The organism is Streptomyces sp. NPDC046557, from assembly GCF_040645975.1.
Lineage (GTDB): Bacteria > Actinomycetota > Actinomycetes > Streptomycetales > Streptomycetaceae > Streptomyces.
This window is the reverse complement of sequence record NZ_JBEYZH010000003.1, coordinates 135140-149126: the sequence shown is the minus strand read 5'-3', so window position 1 is coordinate 149126 and position 13987 is coordinate 135140. Positions and strand designations below refer to the sequence as shown.

13 protein-coding genes are annotated in these 13987 nt (G+C 71.4%); 7 read left to right on the top strand and 6 right to left on the bottom strand.

The features are described 5' to 3' along the window. Complete coding sequence (locus ABZ934_RS09470) at positions 1 to 819, bottom strand: serine hydrolase domain-containing protein (RefSeq protein WP_361311352.1); 819 nt, start codon at positions 817 to 819, stop codon at positions 1 to 3. A 70-nt stretch (positions 820 to 889) separates the two neighbouring features. On the opposite strand from ABZ934_RS09470, the gene ABZ934_RS09465 reads away from it, so the two are divergent. Together ABZ934_RS09465 and ABZ934_RS09460 are read left to right on the top strand one after the other, a co-directional pair. Then, on the top strand, positions 890 to 1270 hold the full coding sequence (locus tag ABZ934_RS09465; RefSeq protein WP_361310654.1) for a MerR family transcriptional regulator: 381 nt from the start codon (positions 890 to 892) through the stop codon (positions 1268 to 1270). Beyond that, positions 1267 to 2289: an aldo/keto reductase gene (locus ABZ934_RS09460; RefSeq protein WP_361310652.1), complete on the top strand. Its 1023-nt coding sequence runs from the start codon at positions 1267 to 1269 to the stop codon at positions 2287 to 2289. The genes ABZ934_RS09465 and ABZ934_RS09460 overlap by 4 nt, the downstream gene beginning before the upstream one ends. A gap of 242 nt (positions 2290 to 2531) precedes the next feature. On the opposite strand, the gene ABZ934_RS09455 is transcribed toward ABZ934_RS09460, so the two are convergent. From ABZ934_RS09455 to ABZ934_RS09445, 3 genes are all read right to left on the bottom strand, one after another. Further along, on the bottom strand, positions 2532 to 3356 hold the full coding sequence (locus ABZ934_RS09455; RefSeq protein ID WP_361310648.1) for a DUF4429 domain-containing protein: 825 nt from the start codon (positions 3354 to 3356) through the stop codon (positions 2532 to 2534). 76 nt (positions 3357 to 3432) lie between these two features. Further along, positions 3433 to 4599, bottom strand: a complete 1167-nt coding sequence (locus ABZ934_RS09450) for an alpha/beta hydrolase (RefSeq protein WP_361311349.1) — start codon at positions 4597 to 4599, stop codon at positions 3433 to 3435. Positions 4600 to 4818: 219 nt separating this feature from the next. Continuing rightward, the gene (locus tag ABZ934_RS09445; protein WP_361310645.1) at positions 4819 to 5475 is read right to left on the bottom strand and encodes a TetR family transcriptional regulator; all 657 of its coding nucleotides are present in this window, start codon (positions 5473 to 5475) and stop codon (positions 4819 to 4821) included. A gap of 189 nt (positions 5476 to 5664) precedes the next feature. Here ABZ934_RS09445 and ABZ934_RS09440 point away from each other — a divergent pair, with 189 nt between their 5' ends. Together ABZ934_RS09440 and ABZ934_RS09435 are read left to right on the top strand one after the other, a co-directional pair. Beyond that, positions 5665 to 7272, top strand: a complete 1608-nt coding sequence (locus ABZ934_RS09440) for an MFS transporter (RefSeq protein WP_361310642.1) — start codon at positions 5665 to 5667, stop codon at positions 7270 to 7272. Between the two features lie 218 nt (positions 7273 to 7490). Beyond that, the gene (locus ABZ934_RS09435) at positions 7491 to 7907 is read left to right on the top strand and encodes a peptidase inhibitor family I36 protein (protein WP_361310639.1); all 417 of its coding nucleotides are present in this window, start codon (positions 7491 to 7493) and stop codon (positions 7905 to 7907) included. Here ABZ934_RS09435 and ABZ934_RS09430 read toward each other — a convergent pair. Together ABZ934_RS09430 and aceE are read right to left on the bottom strand one after the other, a co-directional pair. Then, positions 7888 to 8790 carry a potassium channel family protein gene (locus ABZ934_RS09430; RefSeq protein WP_361310636.1) on the bottom strand — a complete coding sequence of 301 codons (903 nt, stop codon included), beginning with the start codon at positions 8788 to 8790 and terminating at the stop codon, positions 7888 to 7890. The genes ABZ934_RS09435 and ABZ934_RS09430 overlap by 20 nt on opposite strands. Positions 8791 to 8860: 70 nt before the next feature. Further along, the gene (aceE, locus tag ABZ934_RS09425; protein WP_361310633.1) at positions 8861 to 11593 is read right to left on the bottom strand and encodes a pyruvate dehydrogenase (acetyl-transferring), homodimeric type; all 2733 of its coding nucleotides are present in this window, start codon (positions 11591 to 11593) and stop codon (positions 8861 to 8863) included. A 448-nt stretch (positions 11594 to 12041) separates the two neighbouring features. Between aceE and ABZ934_RS09420 the strand changes: the two genes are divergently transcribed. From ABZ934_RS09420 to ABZ934_RS09410, 3 genes are all read left to right on the top strand, one after another. Beyond that, entirely contained in the window at positions 12042 to 12473 is a 432-nt protein-coding gene (locus tag ABZ934_RS09420; protein ID WP_361310631.1) for a DUF3052 domain-containing protein, read from the top strand. Between the two features lie 185 nt (positions 12474 to 12658). Then, positions 12659 to 13117 carry a peroxiredoxin gene (locus ABZ934_RS09415; RefSeq protein WP_361310628.1) on the top strand — a complete coding sequence of 153 codons (459 nt, stop codon included), beginning with the start codon at positions 12659 to 12661 and terminating at the stop codon, positions 13115 to 13117. A gap of 127 nt (positions 13118 to 13244) precedes the next feature. Next, a complete protein-coding gene (locus tag ABZ934_RS09410; protein ID WP_136214179.1) occupies positions 13245 to 13820 on the top strand; it encodes a TerD family protein in 576 nt (191 codons plus the stop codon). The last annotated feature ends 167 nt before the right edge of the window (positions 13821 to 13987 follow it).

Sequence of the window (13987 nt, the reverse complement as noted above, 5' to 3'; positions counted from 1 at the left end):
CTACCGCCCGCGGAGTTCGGCGAGGACCGCGTCGGTGAACGGGGTCCACGCCTCCACGGCCCACGGCCCGAAGGCGCGGTCGGTCAGCGCCACGCACGCGGCGCGCGCGTCCGGGTCCACCCACAGGAAGGTGCCGGACTGGCCGAAGTGCCCGAAAGTGCGCGGCGAGGAGGTGGTGCCCGTCCAATGCGGGGACTTGCCGTCGCGGATCTCCAGACCGAGCCCCCAGTCGTTGGGGGACTGGTGCCCGTAACCCGGCAGGACGCCCTTGAGGCCCGGGTGTACGACGGAAGTGGCCTCGGCGACCGTGCGCACGTCCAGCAGTCGGGGCGCCTGGAGTTCGGCGGCGAAGCGCGCCAGGTCGGAGACGGTCGAGACGCCGTCCTTGGCGGGGGAGCCCTCCAGCGTGCTCGACGCCATGCCCAGCGGCTCGAAGACGGCCTGGTGCAGGTACTCGGCGAAGGGGATGCCGGTGGCCTTGGCGATGTGGTCGCCGAGCACCTCGAAGCCCGCGTTGGAGTACAGCCGGCGCTGCCCGGGCGAACCCATCACCCGGTGCTCGTCGAACGCCAGCCCGCTGGTGTGGGCCAGTAGGTGACGGACCGTGGAACCCTCCGGTCCGGCCGGCTCGTCCAGTTCGACCGCGCCTTCCTCGTACGCGACGAGGGCGGCGTACGCGGTGAGCGGCTTGGTGACCGAGGCCAGCGGGAAGCGGTGGTCCACGGGCCCGTGGGCGCCGGCGAGGCTCCCGTCGGCGCGCACGACGGCCGCCGCTGCCGTCGCCGCCGGCCAGCTCTCGATGGTCCGCAGGGTCTGCAAGGTCTCCGGGCTCTCCATGCGGCCGAGCCTACTTGCTTGGAGTGCACTCCAAGGATTTAGCGTGGTCGACATGAGCCTGACGCAGACGCGGTACACGATCAGCGAAGTCGAGGCACGGACCGGTCTGACCCAGCACACCTTGCGCTGGTACGAGCGGATCGGCCTGATGCCGCACGTGGACCGCTCCCACTCGGGACAGCGCAGGTTCACCGACAAGGACCTCGACTGGCTGGCCTTCGTCGGAAAGCTGCGCACCACCGGGATGTCGGTGGCGGACATGGTGCGCTACGCGGAACTGGTCCGCGAGGGGGAGCACACCGTCGACCAGCGGCGGGAGCTGCTGGAACGGACCCGCCGAGAGGTGCGGGCGCGGCTCTCGGAGATGAAGGACGCGCTCGCCGTACTGGACTACAAGATCGATCACTACGCGGGGAAGGCTGTACGGCAATGACGGAGAGCACGAAGAAGATCGAGCGGGTCGAACTCGGCAAGGGCGGCCCCTTGGTCGGTGTCCAGGGCCTCGGCTGCATGGGCATGAGCGAGTTCTACGGGGACACGGACGAGACGGCGGCCCGACAGACCCTGGACGCGGCCCTGGCCGCCGGGGTCACCCTCTTCGACACGGCGGACGTGTACGGGCGCGGGGCGAACGAGGAGTTCCTCGCACCGTTCGTCGCCGCGCACCGGGACGAGATCACCCTGGCGACGAAGTGCGGCATAGAGCGCAGCGACGACCCGCAGTACCGCGGCATCCGCAACGACCCCGCCTACATCCGGCAGGCGGTCGAGGGCAGCCTGCGGCGGCTCGGCACCGACGTGATCGACCTCTACTACATGCACCGGCGCGACCCGGCCGTGCCGTTCGCCGAGTCGGTTGGCGCGATGGCCGAACTCGTGCGCGAGGGCAAGGTGCGCCACCTGGGCCTCAGCGAGGTCACGGGGGCGGAGCTGCGCGAGGCGCACACGGTGCACCCGATCGCGGCCCTCCAGTCGGAGTGGTCGCTGTTCAGCCGGGACGTGGAGCGCAGCGCGGTCGGCGCGGCGGCGGAACTGGGCGTGGCGTTCGTGCCGTACTCCCCTCTGGGGCGCGGTTTCCTGACGGGCGCGTTCGCGGACGCGGCGGCGGACCTGCCGGAGGGCGACTTCCGCAGGTACCAGCCGCGGTTCACGGGCGACAACGCGAAGGCGAACGCGGCGCTGTTGGCCCCGGTGCGGGAGATCGCCGCCGCTCACGGGGCGACGCCGGCGCAGATCGCGCTGGCGTGGGTGCAGCAGCGGTCGGCGGTGCACGGGCTGTCGGTGGTACCGATCCCCGGCACCCGCAAGCCCGGGCGGCTCGCGGAGAACACGGCGGCGACGCGGATCACCTTGACGGAGGCGGAACTGGCACTGCTGGAGCCGATCGCCGCCCAGGTCACGGGCGACCGCTACCCGGACATGTCCCCCACCTCGGCGGCCCGCGAGGGCTAGGAGGTCAGCCCGCCGGCGGGGCACGGGCCACCTGGGAGCCGCCGGGCGGCGGCCCCGGCGTCGCCCTGGTCGGGGGTCGGGCCATTCCAGCCTCGTGGGGGTCCCCCCCGGACGGAGTCCGGGGGAGTTCGAGGCGCGGGGTGTGGGGCGTGTGGGGCGGAGCCCCACGGAGCCCGGCGCAGCCGGGGCCGCTCGTGCGACGGCGCCGCAGCCCGTCCGACCCCGACGGCGTACGGCGACGGCTACGCCAGCCGGTCCCGCAGCGCCGAATACTCCGCGTCCGTGAGCAGCCCCGCGCTGTGCAGCTCGCCCAGGTGATGGAGCCGGTCTCCGCCGGAGGCCCTCGGCCCGGCGGCCGTCACCGGCATCCGCCGCCCCCGCACCGCCGCCAGCACGGCCGCCGCGAACGGCAGCGACTCGTGTACCGCTCCGTACCCCACCCCGAACACGGCCGCCGCCAGGTCGTGGTCCGGCCGGACCTCACCCGTCGCGGCGTCCCGCAACAGCAGCCGCAGGTGGCCCTCCGGCCCTTCGGGGGAGCGCCACACCACCCCCGTCACATCCCCCAGCGGATACCGCTGGTCGCCCGCCTTCCACTTCGTGCTGCTGGCCCCGGTGCGCGACCAGTGGAAGGTGACGGCCGTCCCGTCGAACCCGACCCGCGCGTCGTACGCCTTGAGGGGCGCGCCCGCCTCGGGGACGGCGACCAGGAAGCGCTCCGCCGCCGTCGCGGGTCCGAGCCGATCGCGTACGTCGTCCGCCAGCGCCGCGGCCTTCGGGGCCGACTCGCCGGGCAGCACCAGCCGGTACGGGTCAAAGCTCTCCTTGAGCTGGCCGGCGGCGGCCTCCATCAGCGGGTCGGCCCCGGGCCGCGGCACGGCACGCAGCACCACCGTGTCCCGTTTGCCCCCCGTCAGACTCATCTCCGACAGTGCCTTCAGCGGGATCCGGCGCTCCCGAAGGGAGTGCCAGAGTCGCGGCGTCCGCAGCCCCCGCGCGAAACGGATGGTCACCGAGTCGGAGTCGAACTCCCAGACAGCATGGTTTCCGGCCAGTACGTCCCCCATGCGGCTCATGGTAAAGGGACGTGCCCCCGCTCGTCCCCCTCACCGCAGAGACGGTTCTGCGGGGCCCGCGGGCCCGTCAGCCCCCGGAAACTCCCAGTCGGCACGTGTCGTCCCCGGTCACGCACACAACGGAACCGAACGCGCCGGTTCCGATCTTCGCGAAGTTGTCCAGCGAGGCGGTCCCTGGCTCGAAATAGCCGGTGTGGCTGCGGGCGCCCGCCGAGGACAGCAGCCGTGCGCCGAAGTCCGGCGACACCGGGTCCGCCCCGTGCCCGAGGCCGCCCAGTTCCAGGTGCGGAACGTCGGCGATCCAGTCCCCGGAGTCCCGCATCGCCCACACCCGGGCCGCCGTGTGCAGCTCGGCGGCGTTGGACACGCGCATCCCGGGGCTGCCGGCCACCACCACGTCGGTCACCCGCGACGGCAGCACGTGCGCGGCGACCCCGCACACCACCGACCCGTAGCTGTGGCAGATCAGGGCCACGCTGGACCGCCCGGGCAGCGCGGCGGCCAGCGCCCGCAGCCGTACGGAACCCTCCACCGCCAGCTTTCCGGTGGCGGCGTCCATGCCGACCCCGGTGGGCGCGGTGTACCCGGCCCAGGCGATGACCGCGGTCCTGCTGTCCGGCGCGCTCGCGCGTTCGGCCTCGTACAGGGAGCGCGCCATGCCCGACGGCGCGGTCAGGCGGCGCTGCGTCCGCTCGAAGGTGAGCAGGTCGGTGTCGACGCCGGGCACGATCACCGACACCCGGCGGGCCTGGTCCAGGTCGCCGAAGACCTCCGCGACGAGTCCGTCGCCGGTGGGATCGAAGAGGAGGATCTGCCGCGCCGGGTCGGCGAGCGATTCCAGGCGATGGGCGCGCCGGAGCGCGGTGGCGCGGTCGGCCGGGGTCAGCGCCACGTCCCGGCTGCGGGCCTCCTCCACCCGGCGGGCCTGTTCCAGGGAGTGCAGGTTGGCTCGGTAACGGGTGGCGGCGGGCACCCCGTCGAGGTTTCCGACGACGAGCGGGTAGCCGTCCGCGAGCCGGGCCCGCTGGCCTCCGTCGAGCCCGGCGAAGAAGCGCGAGACCGCGGCGGCGGGGGCGTCGGCGGAGGGCAGGACCCGCCCGTCGATCCGGGCCAGGGACCAGGCGGAGAGGGCGGCGGCCCGGGGGGAGATGCCCGCCTCGGGCCGGTGCACCGAGGTCCAGCCGGTGATCACCAGCATGACGAGGACGACCGCGAGCGCGAGCAGGGTGCGCATTGCGGCGGGGGGCGCTGTGGCGCCGGCGGTGTGGTGGACGGAGCCGGGCAGTTTCACTGCAACCAGCCTAGGAGACCCCCGGAGTACCTGGCACTCCGGGTGACGGGTCTCACCGCCGACCGTGTCACAGTCGGTCGCGCGGTCACGGTCCGCTACCGCCGTACCTACGGCTACGGCTACGGCTATGGCCACCCGGCGCCCGGAGGCGGGGGTCGTCGCTCAGCGCCAGTCCGCGGCCAGCGCCGGGCCGATCTGGTCGAGGTACGCCTCGGTCATCCGCCGGATCGCCGCCACGCTGGTGTCCTGCCCCTGCCCCCACAGCCGCCCCGTGACCCGCATGACGCCGGAGAAGGCGGCCACCGCCACCCGCGGCCGCGGGTCCGCGTCCACGTCCAGGCCCTCGCGGTCGGCGACGAGCCGGGCGATGCGCTCCTCCAGCTCGGTCGAGCGCCGCAGGTGCACGGCGAGCAGCGCCGGGGTCGACTCGATGAGCTGGTAGCCGCGCATGTAGAGGTCGACGGGCACCACGTCGGAGATCGCCTCGTCGACGGTGTCCCAGGCGACGAGCACCGCGTTCCGCATGGCCGTCAGCGGGCCCTCGGTGGCCGGCCGGGCCCGCAGGGCCGCCACGAAGTGCGATTCGACCAGGTCCTGGACGGCGAAGGCGACCTCTTCCTTGTTGGCGAAGTAGCGGAAGAAGGTGCGCTGGGAGACCTGCACGACGTCGGTGATCTCGTCGACCGTGGTCTTGTCGTAACCCTGGGAGAGGAACAGGAGGAGGGCCGCGCGCAACAGCGCGTCCCTGGTGCGCCGCTTCTTGCGTTCCCGCAGGCCGGCCGTCGGGACTGCCGGCGCGGGCCGGTGCTCGGTCGTCACCGCGGGGTCCCCTTCCGGTGTGCTGCCGTCGGCCCGATCCGATGCCCGGGGCGACGCGCGGGCCGACGGCCTGTGCCGTCGGCCCGTTCTGACGCTGAGTGAGCGGTCAGGTTACCTGTGACCCACCTGACAGCGACTGTCCTGTTAAGCCGTCTGTGAAGTGTCAGTCGCTGTCACTAGCCTGTTCGCATGACTAGTCAGATCACCGCCAACGGCCGGGTGAACCTGGAGAAGTCCGGCCCGGCGCCGTCGGGTTCAGGACTGCGCGGCCATCCGTGGCTCACCCTCTTCGCCGTCGCGATCGGCGTCATGATGGTGACGCTGGACGGCACGATCGTCGCGGTCGCCAACCCCGCCATCCAGAAGGACCTCGGCGCCACCCTCGCCGAGGTGCAGTGGATCACCAACGGCTATCTGCTGGCCCTGGCCGTCTCCCTCATCACCGCCGGCAAGCTCGGCGACCGCTTCGGCCACCGGCAGACGTTCCTCATCGGCATCGCCGGCTTCGCGCTCTCCTCGGCCGTCATCGGCCTGTCCAGCGGTGTCGAACTCGTCATCGGCGCCCGCGTGGCCCAGGGCCTCTTCGGCGCGTTGCTGATGCCCGCCGCGCTCGGCCTGCTGCGCGCCACCTTCCCCGCCGAGAAGCTGAACATGGCCATCGGCATCTGGGGCATGGTCATCGGCGCCTCGACCGCCGCCGGGCCCATCGTCGGCGGCCTGCTCGTCGAGCACGTCAGCTGGCAGTCCGTCTTCTTCATCAACGTGCCGGTCGGCGTCGTCGCTCTCGGCTTCGGCCTGTTCATCCTGCTCGACCACCGTGCCGAGAACGCCCCGCGCTCCTTCGACCTGCTGGGCGTCCTGCTGCTGTCGGGCGCGATGTTCTCCCTGATCTGGGCCCTGATCAAGGCCGCCGAGTGGGGTTGGGGCGACACCAAGACCCTGGTCTTCCTCGGCGCCTCGGTCGTCTGCTTCGGGCTCTTCACCCTCTGGGAGAGCCGGGTCGCCGAACCGCTCATCCCGCTCGGGATGTTCCGTTCGCTGCCACTGTCCGCGGGCACCGTCCTGATGGTGTTGATGGCCTTCGCGTTCATGGGCGGCCTGTTCTTCGTGACCTTCTACCTCCAGAACGTCCACGGAATGAGGCCCGTCGACAGCGGCCTGCACCTGCTGCCGCTCACCGGCATGATGATCATCGGATCGCCCCTGGCGGGCGCCGCGATCACCAAGATCGGACCGCGGGTGCCGCTCGTCGCCGGCATGGTCGCCACCGCGGTGGCCTGCTTCGGGATGGCCCGACTGACGCCGGGCACCGGCACCCTCGTCATGTCGCTCTGGTTCGCCCTCCTCGGCCTCGGCCTCGCGCCCGTCATGGTCGGCGCCACCGAGGTCATCGTCGGCAACGCCCCGCTGGAGCTGTCCGGGGTGGCCGGTGGCCTCCAGCAGGCCGCCATGCAGGTCGGCGGCAGCCTGGGCACCGCCGTCCTCGGCGCCGTCATGGCGGGCACCGTCCGTGACTCGTTCGGGGACAACTGGCGGGCCGCAGGGTTGCCGCCGCTCGGTCCCGAGCAGCTCGACCTCGCCGAGAAGGGAGTGCAGGTCGGCATCGCGCCCGTCCCGCCGGGCGTCCCGGACCAGGTCAAGCAGGCGATCACCACGGTCGCGCACGACACGTTCGTCTTGGGCATGAGCACCGCCTTCACCGTCGCGGGCGTGGTCGCGGTGCTCGCCGCGGTCGTGGCCGGCTTCACCAAGCGCGGCGAGAACGCCGCCGCGGGAGCCGGCACGGCCCACGTCTGAGCCTGCCGCCCGCCCGCCGGCCGCCCGCCGTGCGGGCTCCGCGGGCGTCAACCCCGTGCGTACGCCGGCCCCGCCGGACGGTTCCGGCGGGGCTGTCGCCTATCAGGGTGGACCCGGCCGCAGCCCCTTCCGCAGCCGCGTCGCCGCAGGTCAGCGTGGGGTCGTCGGAGCCTCCGGAAACGGTCCGGGGCCCGCCGTCCACCAGGAGTTGACCCGTCATGCGTACGAGTTTCCCCGCGCGCCCCGGCACCTTCCCCGCGCGCCCCAGCACCTTCCTCGCCGCCGTCGCCCTGGCCGCGGCCGCCCTCATCCCCGGCTCCGCGGGCCCCGCCCACGCAGCCGGGCCGCCGACGCTCGGCGCCTGTGCCACCGGGCAGCTCTGCCTGTGGGCGAAGCCGGACTTCAAGGGCACCCGGCACACCTACGAACTCAGCACCCTCGACATCAACAGCTGCACCGCCCTGCCCGCCGGGACCAGCGCCCAGGCCCTCACCAACCGGACCGGCCGCCCGGTGACCACGTACCAGTCGGCGGAATGCCAGGAGACGGGCGAGTTCCAGACCTACCCGGGCGACGGCGTCTGGCTGCCGCAGTCGCCGTACCAGGTCCGCGCGTTCAAGGTGTGGGAGCGCTGACGGACGCCGCCGGCACGGGGTGGTCGTCCGCCGGCTCGACGGGTGTCTCGTCGACCGCCCCGTCCGCCGCCCCGTCCGCCGCCCCGTCCGTTGCCCCGGCGCGGTCCTCCCGCGCCGGGGCGCCACCCGGCCCCGGCTCCGGCCCCGGCTCCGGTTGCGCCGCGCCGCCCAGCCGGGCGACCTCGGCGCGCAGTGCCCGTACCTCCCGCGCGAGTTCGGCGATCGCGGCGGTCTGGGCCCGCTCCACCTGGTCGTCGCGCTCGAACCGGGAGATGAACCAGGCGGCGATGTTGGCGGTGACCACACCCAGCAGCGCGATCCCCGACAGCATCAGCCCGACCGCCAGCAGCCGTCCCAGCCCGGTGGTGGGGGAGTGGTCCCCGTACCCGACCGTCGTCATGGTGGTCACCGACCACCACAGGGCGTCCCCGAGGCTCTTGATGTTCCCGCCGGGCGCGTCCCGCTCCACGCTGAGCACCGCCAGCGAACCGAACATCAGCAGCCCCACCACCGCGCCCGCCACGTACGTCGTCAGCCGGATCTGCGGCGCCATCCGGGCCCGCCGGCCCACCAGCAACAGTGTCGACACCAGCCGGAGCAGCCTCAGCGGCTGGATCATCGGCACCAGCACCGCCGCCAGGTCCAACCAGTGACCCCGGACGAACGCCTTGCGCGACGGCGAGAGGGTCAGCCGGACCAGGTAGTCGGCGGCGAACGCGGCCCACACCACCCACTCGGCGTGCGTGCACGCCCGGTGCACCGCGGGACTCGCGTCCGGCGCCACGATCGGCACCGCGTACGCGACGGCGAACGCCACGGCGAGCACGAGCAGCGGGGTCTGGCTCCGCCGCTCCCACCGGGCCTGGCGGGAGGGTTCCTTCATGCCGGCATGGTAAAGAACGGGTAAGGGGCGCTGGGACAACTGTCCCAACGCCCCCTCGGAAGAGTGACGGCTACGCGTCGCCGCCCGCCGCGCCCGGTTCGGCCGCCGTGACGTCCAGCAGCTGGTACCGGTCGATCGCCTGCTTCAGCACCGAGCGGTCGATCCGACCCGCCTTGGCCAGCTCGGTCAGCACGGCCAGCACCACCGACTGCGCGTCGATGTGGAAGAACCGGCGGGCCGCGCCACGGGTGTCCGCGAAGCCGAACCCGTCGGCGCCGAGCGAGGTGTACGGGCCGGGGACCCAGCGCGAGATCTGGTCCGGCACCGACCGCATCCAGTCCGAGACCGCCACGAACGGCCCCTCGGAGCCCGACAGCTTCCGCGTCACGTACGGGACGCGCTGCTCCTCCTCCGGGTGGAGCAGGTTGTGCTCCTCCACCTCCACGGCCTCGCGGCGCAGCTCGTTCCAGGAGGTCGCCGACCAGACGTCCGCCTTCACGTTCCACTCCGCGGCCAGCAGCCGCTGCGCCTCCAGCGCCCACGGCACGGCCACGCCCGAGGCCATGATCTGCGCCCCGACGCCGCCCTCGGTGCCCGCCGACACGCGGTGGATGCCCTTGAGGATGCCGTCGACGTCGACGTCGGCCGGCTCCGCCGGGTGCTGGATCGGCTCGTTGTAGACGGTCAGGTAGTAGAAGACGTCCTCCGCCTCGGGGCCGTACATGCGCCGCAGGCCGTCCTTGACGATGTGCGCGATCTCGTACCCGTACGCCGGGTCGTACGCCACACAGCCCGGGTTGGTCGATGCCAGCAGCTGGGAGTGACCATCGGCGTGCTGGAGGCCCTCACCCGTGAGGGTGGTCCGTCCGGCCGTCGCGCCGAGGACGAAACCGCGCGCCAGTTGGTCGGCCATCTGCCAGAACTGGTCACCGGTGCGCTGGAAACCGAACATCGAGTAGAAGACGTAGACCGGGATCAGCGGCTCGCCGTGCGTCGCGTACGCCGAACCCGCCGCGATCAGCGAGGCCGTGCAGCCCGCCTCGGAGATGCCGTCGTGCAGCATCTGGCCGGTCGGCGACTCCTTGTACGCGAGCAGCAGCTCACGGTCGACCGCCTCGTACTGCTGCCCCAGCGGGTTGTAGATCTTGGCGCTCGGGAAGAAGGCGTCCATACCGAAGGTGCGGTACTCGTCGGGCGCGATCAGCACGAACCGCTTGCCGATCTCCTTGTCCCGCATCAGGTCCTTCAGGATGCGCACGAACGCCATCGTCGTCGCGATCGACTGGTGGCCCGAGCCCTTCTTGGCCGCCGCGTACGCCGAGTCGTCGGGCAGCGCGAGCGGCTTGGCGCGCACCACCCGGGTCGGCACGTAACCGCCGTGGGCGTTGCGCTGGTCGTGCATGTACTGGATCTCGGGGGAGTTGCGGCCCGGGTGGTAGTACGGCGGGGCGCCGCTCTCCAACTGCGCGTCCGTGATCGGGATGTGCAGGCGGTCGCGGAAGCGCTTGAGGTCGTCGACCGTCAGCTTCTTCATCTGGTGCGTCGCGTTGCGGCCCTCGAAGTTCGGGCCCAGCGTCCAGCCCTTGACCGTCTGGGCCAGGATCACCGTCGGCTGGCCCTTGTGGGACTTGGCCGCAGCGTAGGCCGCGTAGACCTTCTTGTGGTCGTGGCCGCCGCGCCCGAGGTGCTGGATCTGCTGGTCGGTCATGTTCTCGACCATCGCGCGCAGTCGCTGGTCACCGCCGAAGAAGTGCTCGCGGATGTACGCGCCGGACTCGGTGGCGTACGTCTGGAACTGACCGTCGGGGGTGGAGTTCATCTTGTTGACCAGGGTGCCGTCGCGGTCCTGGGCCAGCAGCGGGTCCCAGGAGCGGTCCCAGATCAGCTTGATGACGTTCCAGCCGGCGCCCCGGAAGATCGACTCCAGCTCCTGGATGATCTTTCCGTTGCCGCGGACCGGGCCGTCGAGGCGCTGGAGGTTGCAGTTGACGACGAACGTCAGGTTGTCCAGACCCTCGCGCGCCGCGATGGACAACTGGCCCAGCGACTCCGGCTCGTCCATCTCGCCGTCACCGAGGTACGCCCAAACGTGGGACTTGGAGGTGTCCGCGATCCCGCGCGCCTCCATGTACCGGTTCATCCGCGCCTGGTAGATCGCACCGAGCGGGCCGAGGCCCATCGAGACGGTCGGGAACTCCCAGAAGTCGGGCATCAATCGGGGGTGTGGGTAGCTGGACAGGCCGTACGGCGCCTTCGACTTCTCCTGCCGGAACGCGTCGAGCTGCTGCTCGGAGAGCCGGTCCAGGAGGTAGGCGCGGGCGTAGATGCCGGGCGAGGCGTGGCCCTGGAAGAAGATCTGGTCGCCGCCGTCGCCCTCGTCCTTGCCCCGGAAGAAGTGGTTGAAGCCCACGTCGTAGAGGGAGGCGGAGGAGGCGAAGGTCGCGATGTGACCGCCGACGCCGATCCCCGGGCGCTGCGCGCGCGAGACCATGACGGCCGCGTTCCACCGGGTCGCGTTCAGGACCTTGCGCTCGATCTCCTCGTTGCCGGGGAAGAAGGGCTCGTCCTTGGTCGCGATCGTGTTGACGTAGTCCGTGCTGCGCATCTCGGGCACGGCCACGCGCTTCTCGCGGGCCCGCTCGATCAGTCGCAGCATGAGGTAACGGGCGCGCTCACGGCCGCGCTCGTCGACGGCCGCGTCCAGGGAGTCGAGCCACTCCCGCGTCTCTTCCGGATCGAAGTCCGGGACCTGGCTCGGCAGGCCGCCAATAATGATCGGATTGCGATCGGATGCGGAAGCCACGCTGTTCCTTCGCTGTCGGGGGAGTCGTGCCTTGGGTCGCCGCCTCCCATGGTCTTACGCTCGGCCCGAATCTTCACCTCTACCACTGGGTAACCCCTGGAAGGTCCGGGCAACGTCGGTGGAGCGGGCGCAAGGCTCGGCAGAGCGGGTCCGGCCGGAACGCCACCCTACGCCCCGGACGATCAACCCCTTCGCAAAACCGTTCGTCCCTCAAACAGGTGGGAAGTCCCGACCGATGCCGAATGAGGCGGAATGGTGTGGGATGAATCACCACAGGCCCGTACGGGCAGGCTCAAAGTTGCGGCGAGACGGCCGCAATCGTCACCGTTTCGACGGTCTCGGCGGCCGGGTACTTGCGCGATCCGCCGCGCCCGTGTGGACTACGCCCAATGCTGCGCGTACGCGCGCCGCCGAAAGACATTCACCGAACATGAGCAGGAGGCACCCCGTGAGCGCGACCGCGGACCACGCGGAGAGCCTGGCCGCCCGGCTGGGTTTCCAGTCCGAACAGGTGGTCCAGGAGATCGGCTACGACGACGACGTCGATCAGGAATTCCGTGACGCCGTCGAGAAGCTCGTCAGCGAGCTCGCCGACGAGGACTACGACGACGTCGCCGACGCGGTGCTGTTGTGGTTCCGCGACGAGGACGGCGATCTGACGGACGCCCTGGTCGATGCGACCGAGCTGGTCGAGGACGGCGCACTGATCCTGCTGCTGACCCCCAAGACGGGCCGTGACGGCTACGTCGAGGCCAGCGACATCAGCGAGGCCGCCGAGACGGCCGGCCTCTCGCTCGCCAAGGGCGGGCCCGTCGGCAAGGAGTGGACCTCCACCAAGCTGGTGACGCCCAAGACTGCCCCCAGCAAGACCAAGCGCTGAGCCGCGCCCGCAGCCGAGCTGGACACACCCCGCCGACCGGAATCACCCCGGTCGGCGGGGTGTGCGCTTTCCGGCGGCGTACGCGCGTTCCCCTCCCGCGTTCCCCTCCCGGAGCCGATACCCCATAGGCTGGCCACACCCGAACAGCCCACCGCAGGAATGCGGGAACGAAGGGATTGCGAGAGATGGCGATCGAGGTCGGCAGCAAGGCCCCGGACTTCGAGCTCAAGGACAACCACGGCGCCACCGTGCGGCTGTCCGACTTCCGGGGGGAGAAGGCCGTCGTGCTGCTCTTCTACCCCTTCGCCTTCACCGGCGTCTGCACCGGCGAGCTGTGCGAGCTGCGCGACCAGCTGCCCCGCTTCCAGAACGACGAGGTCCAGCTCCTCGCCGTCTCCAACGACTCGGTGCCGACCCTGCGCGTCTTCGGCGAGCAGGAGGACCTGGACTACCCGCTGCTCTCCGACTTCTGGCCGCACGGCGAGACCTCCCGCGCCTACGGGGTCTTCGACGAGGACAAGGGCTGCGCCGTCCGCGGCACCTTCATCATCGACAAGGACGGCGTCGTGCGCTGGACCGTCGTCAACGGGCTGCCCGACGCGCGTGACCTGAACGAGTACATCAAGGCCCTCGACAGCCTCTGACGCGCACGCCGCCCGATCCGCGGGAAATTCGGTGCCGGGCGGGAACCCGTCACTAGGATCGAGACGTTGATCGGACAGCAACCGCACGAAGGGGCGCAGCCCCACATCGAAACCCAATGGAGGACCCGTGGGAGTCAGCCTCAGCAAGGGCGGCAACGTCTCGCTGACCAAGGCCGCGCCTAACCTGACGGCGGTCATCGTCGGTCTGGGCTGGGACGCTCGCACCACCACCGGTGTCGACTTCGACCTCGACGCCAGCGCGATCCTGACCAACGACCAGGGCAAGGTCGCCAACGACTCGAACTTCGTCTTCTTCAACAACCTGAAGAGCCCGGACGGCTCGGTCGAGCACACCGGTGACAACACCACCGGTGAGGGCGAGGGCGACGACGAGGCCATCAAGGTCAACCTGTCCGGCGTCCCGGCCGATGTGCACAAGATCGTCTTCCCGGTGTCGATCTACGAGGCCGAGACCCGCCAGCAGAGCTTCGGCCAGGTGCGCAACGCCTACATCCGCGTCGTGAACCAGGCCGACAACAGCGAGCTCGCCCGCTATGACCTCTCCGAGGACGCCTCGACCGAGACCGCCATGGTCTTCGGCGAGCTGTACCGCAACGGCGCGGAGTGGAAGTTCCGCGCGATCGGCCAGGGGTACGCCTCGGGCCTGCGCGGCATCGCCCAGGACTTCGGCGTCAACGTCTGAGTCCTGGCCCCAGCCAGCCGGCTGTGACCCACAGCCGCTTCCTGTCCGGCGCCGTGCACTGTGTGTACGGCGCCGGACCGGCTTTACCGGCCCCACCGGAATCCCCGGTTCAGCCGGCCGTACCCGCCCCACCGAGGCACCGGCACCCGGAGCACGGGTACCACCGC

What these genes read in the sequence shown, in the direction of transcription:
- ABZ934_RS09465 (WP_361310654.1), top strand. Translation starts at nt 890, where the DNA reads ATGAGCCTGACGCAGACGCGGTACACGATCAGCGAAGTCGAGGCACGG.
- ABZ934_RS09415 (WP_361310628.1), top strand. Translation starts at nt 12,659, where the DNA reads ATGGCGATCGAGGTCGGCAGCAAGGCCCCGGACTTCGAGCTCAAGGAC.
- ABZ934_RS09450 (WP_361311349.1), bottom strand. Translation starts at nt 4,599, where the DNA reads ATGCGCACCCTGCTCGCGCTCGCGGTCGTCCTCGTCATGCTGGTGATC.
- ABZ934_RS09430 (WP_361310636.1), bottom strand. Translation starts at nt 8,790, where the DNA reads ATGAAGGAACCCTCCCGCCAGGCCCGGTGGGAGCGGCGGAGCCAGACC.
- ABZ934_RS09460 (WP_361310652.1), top strand. Translation starts at nt 1,267, where the DNA reads ATGACGGAGAGCACGAAGAAGATCGAGCGGGTCGAACTCGGCAAGGGC.
- ABZ934_RS09435 (WP_361310639.1), top strand. Translation starts at nt 7,491, where the DNA reads ATGCGTACGAGTTTCCCCGCGCGCCCCGGCACCTTCCCCGCGCGCCCC.
- ABZ934_RS09440 (WP_361310642.1), top strand. Translation starts at nt 5,665, where the DNA reads ATGACTAGTCAGATCACCGCCAACGGCCGGGTGAACCTGGAGAAGTCC.
- ABZ934_RS09455 (WP_361310648.1), bottom strand. Translation starts at nt 3,356, where the DNA reads ATGGGGGACGTACTGGCCGGAAACCATGCTGTCTGGGAGTTCGACTCC.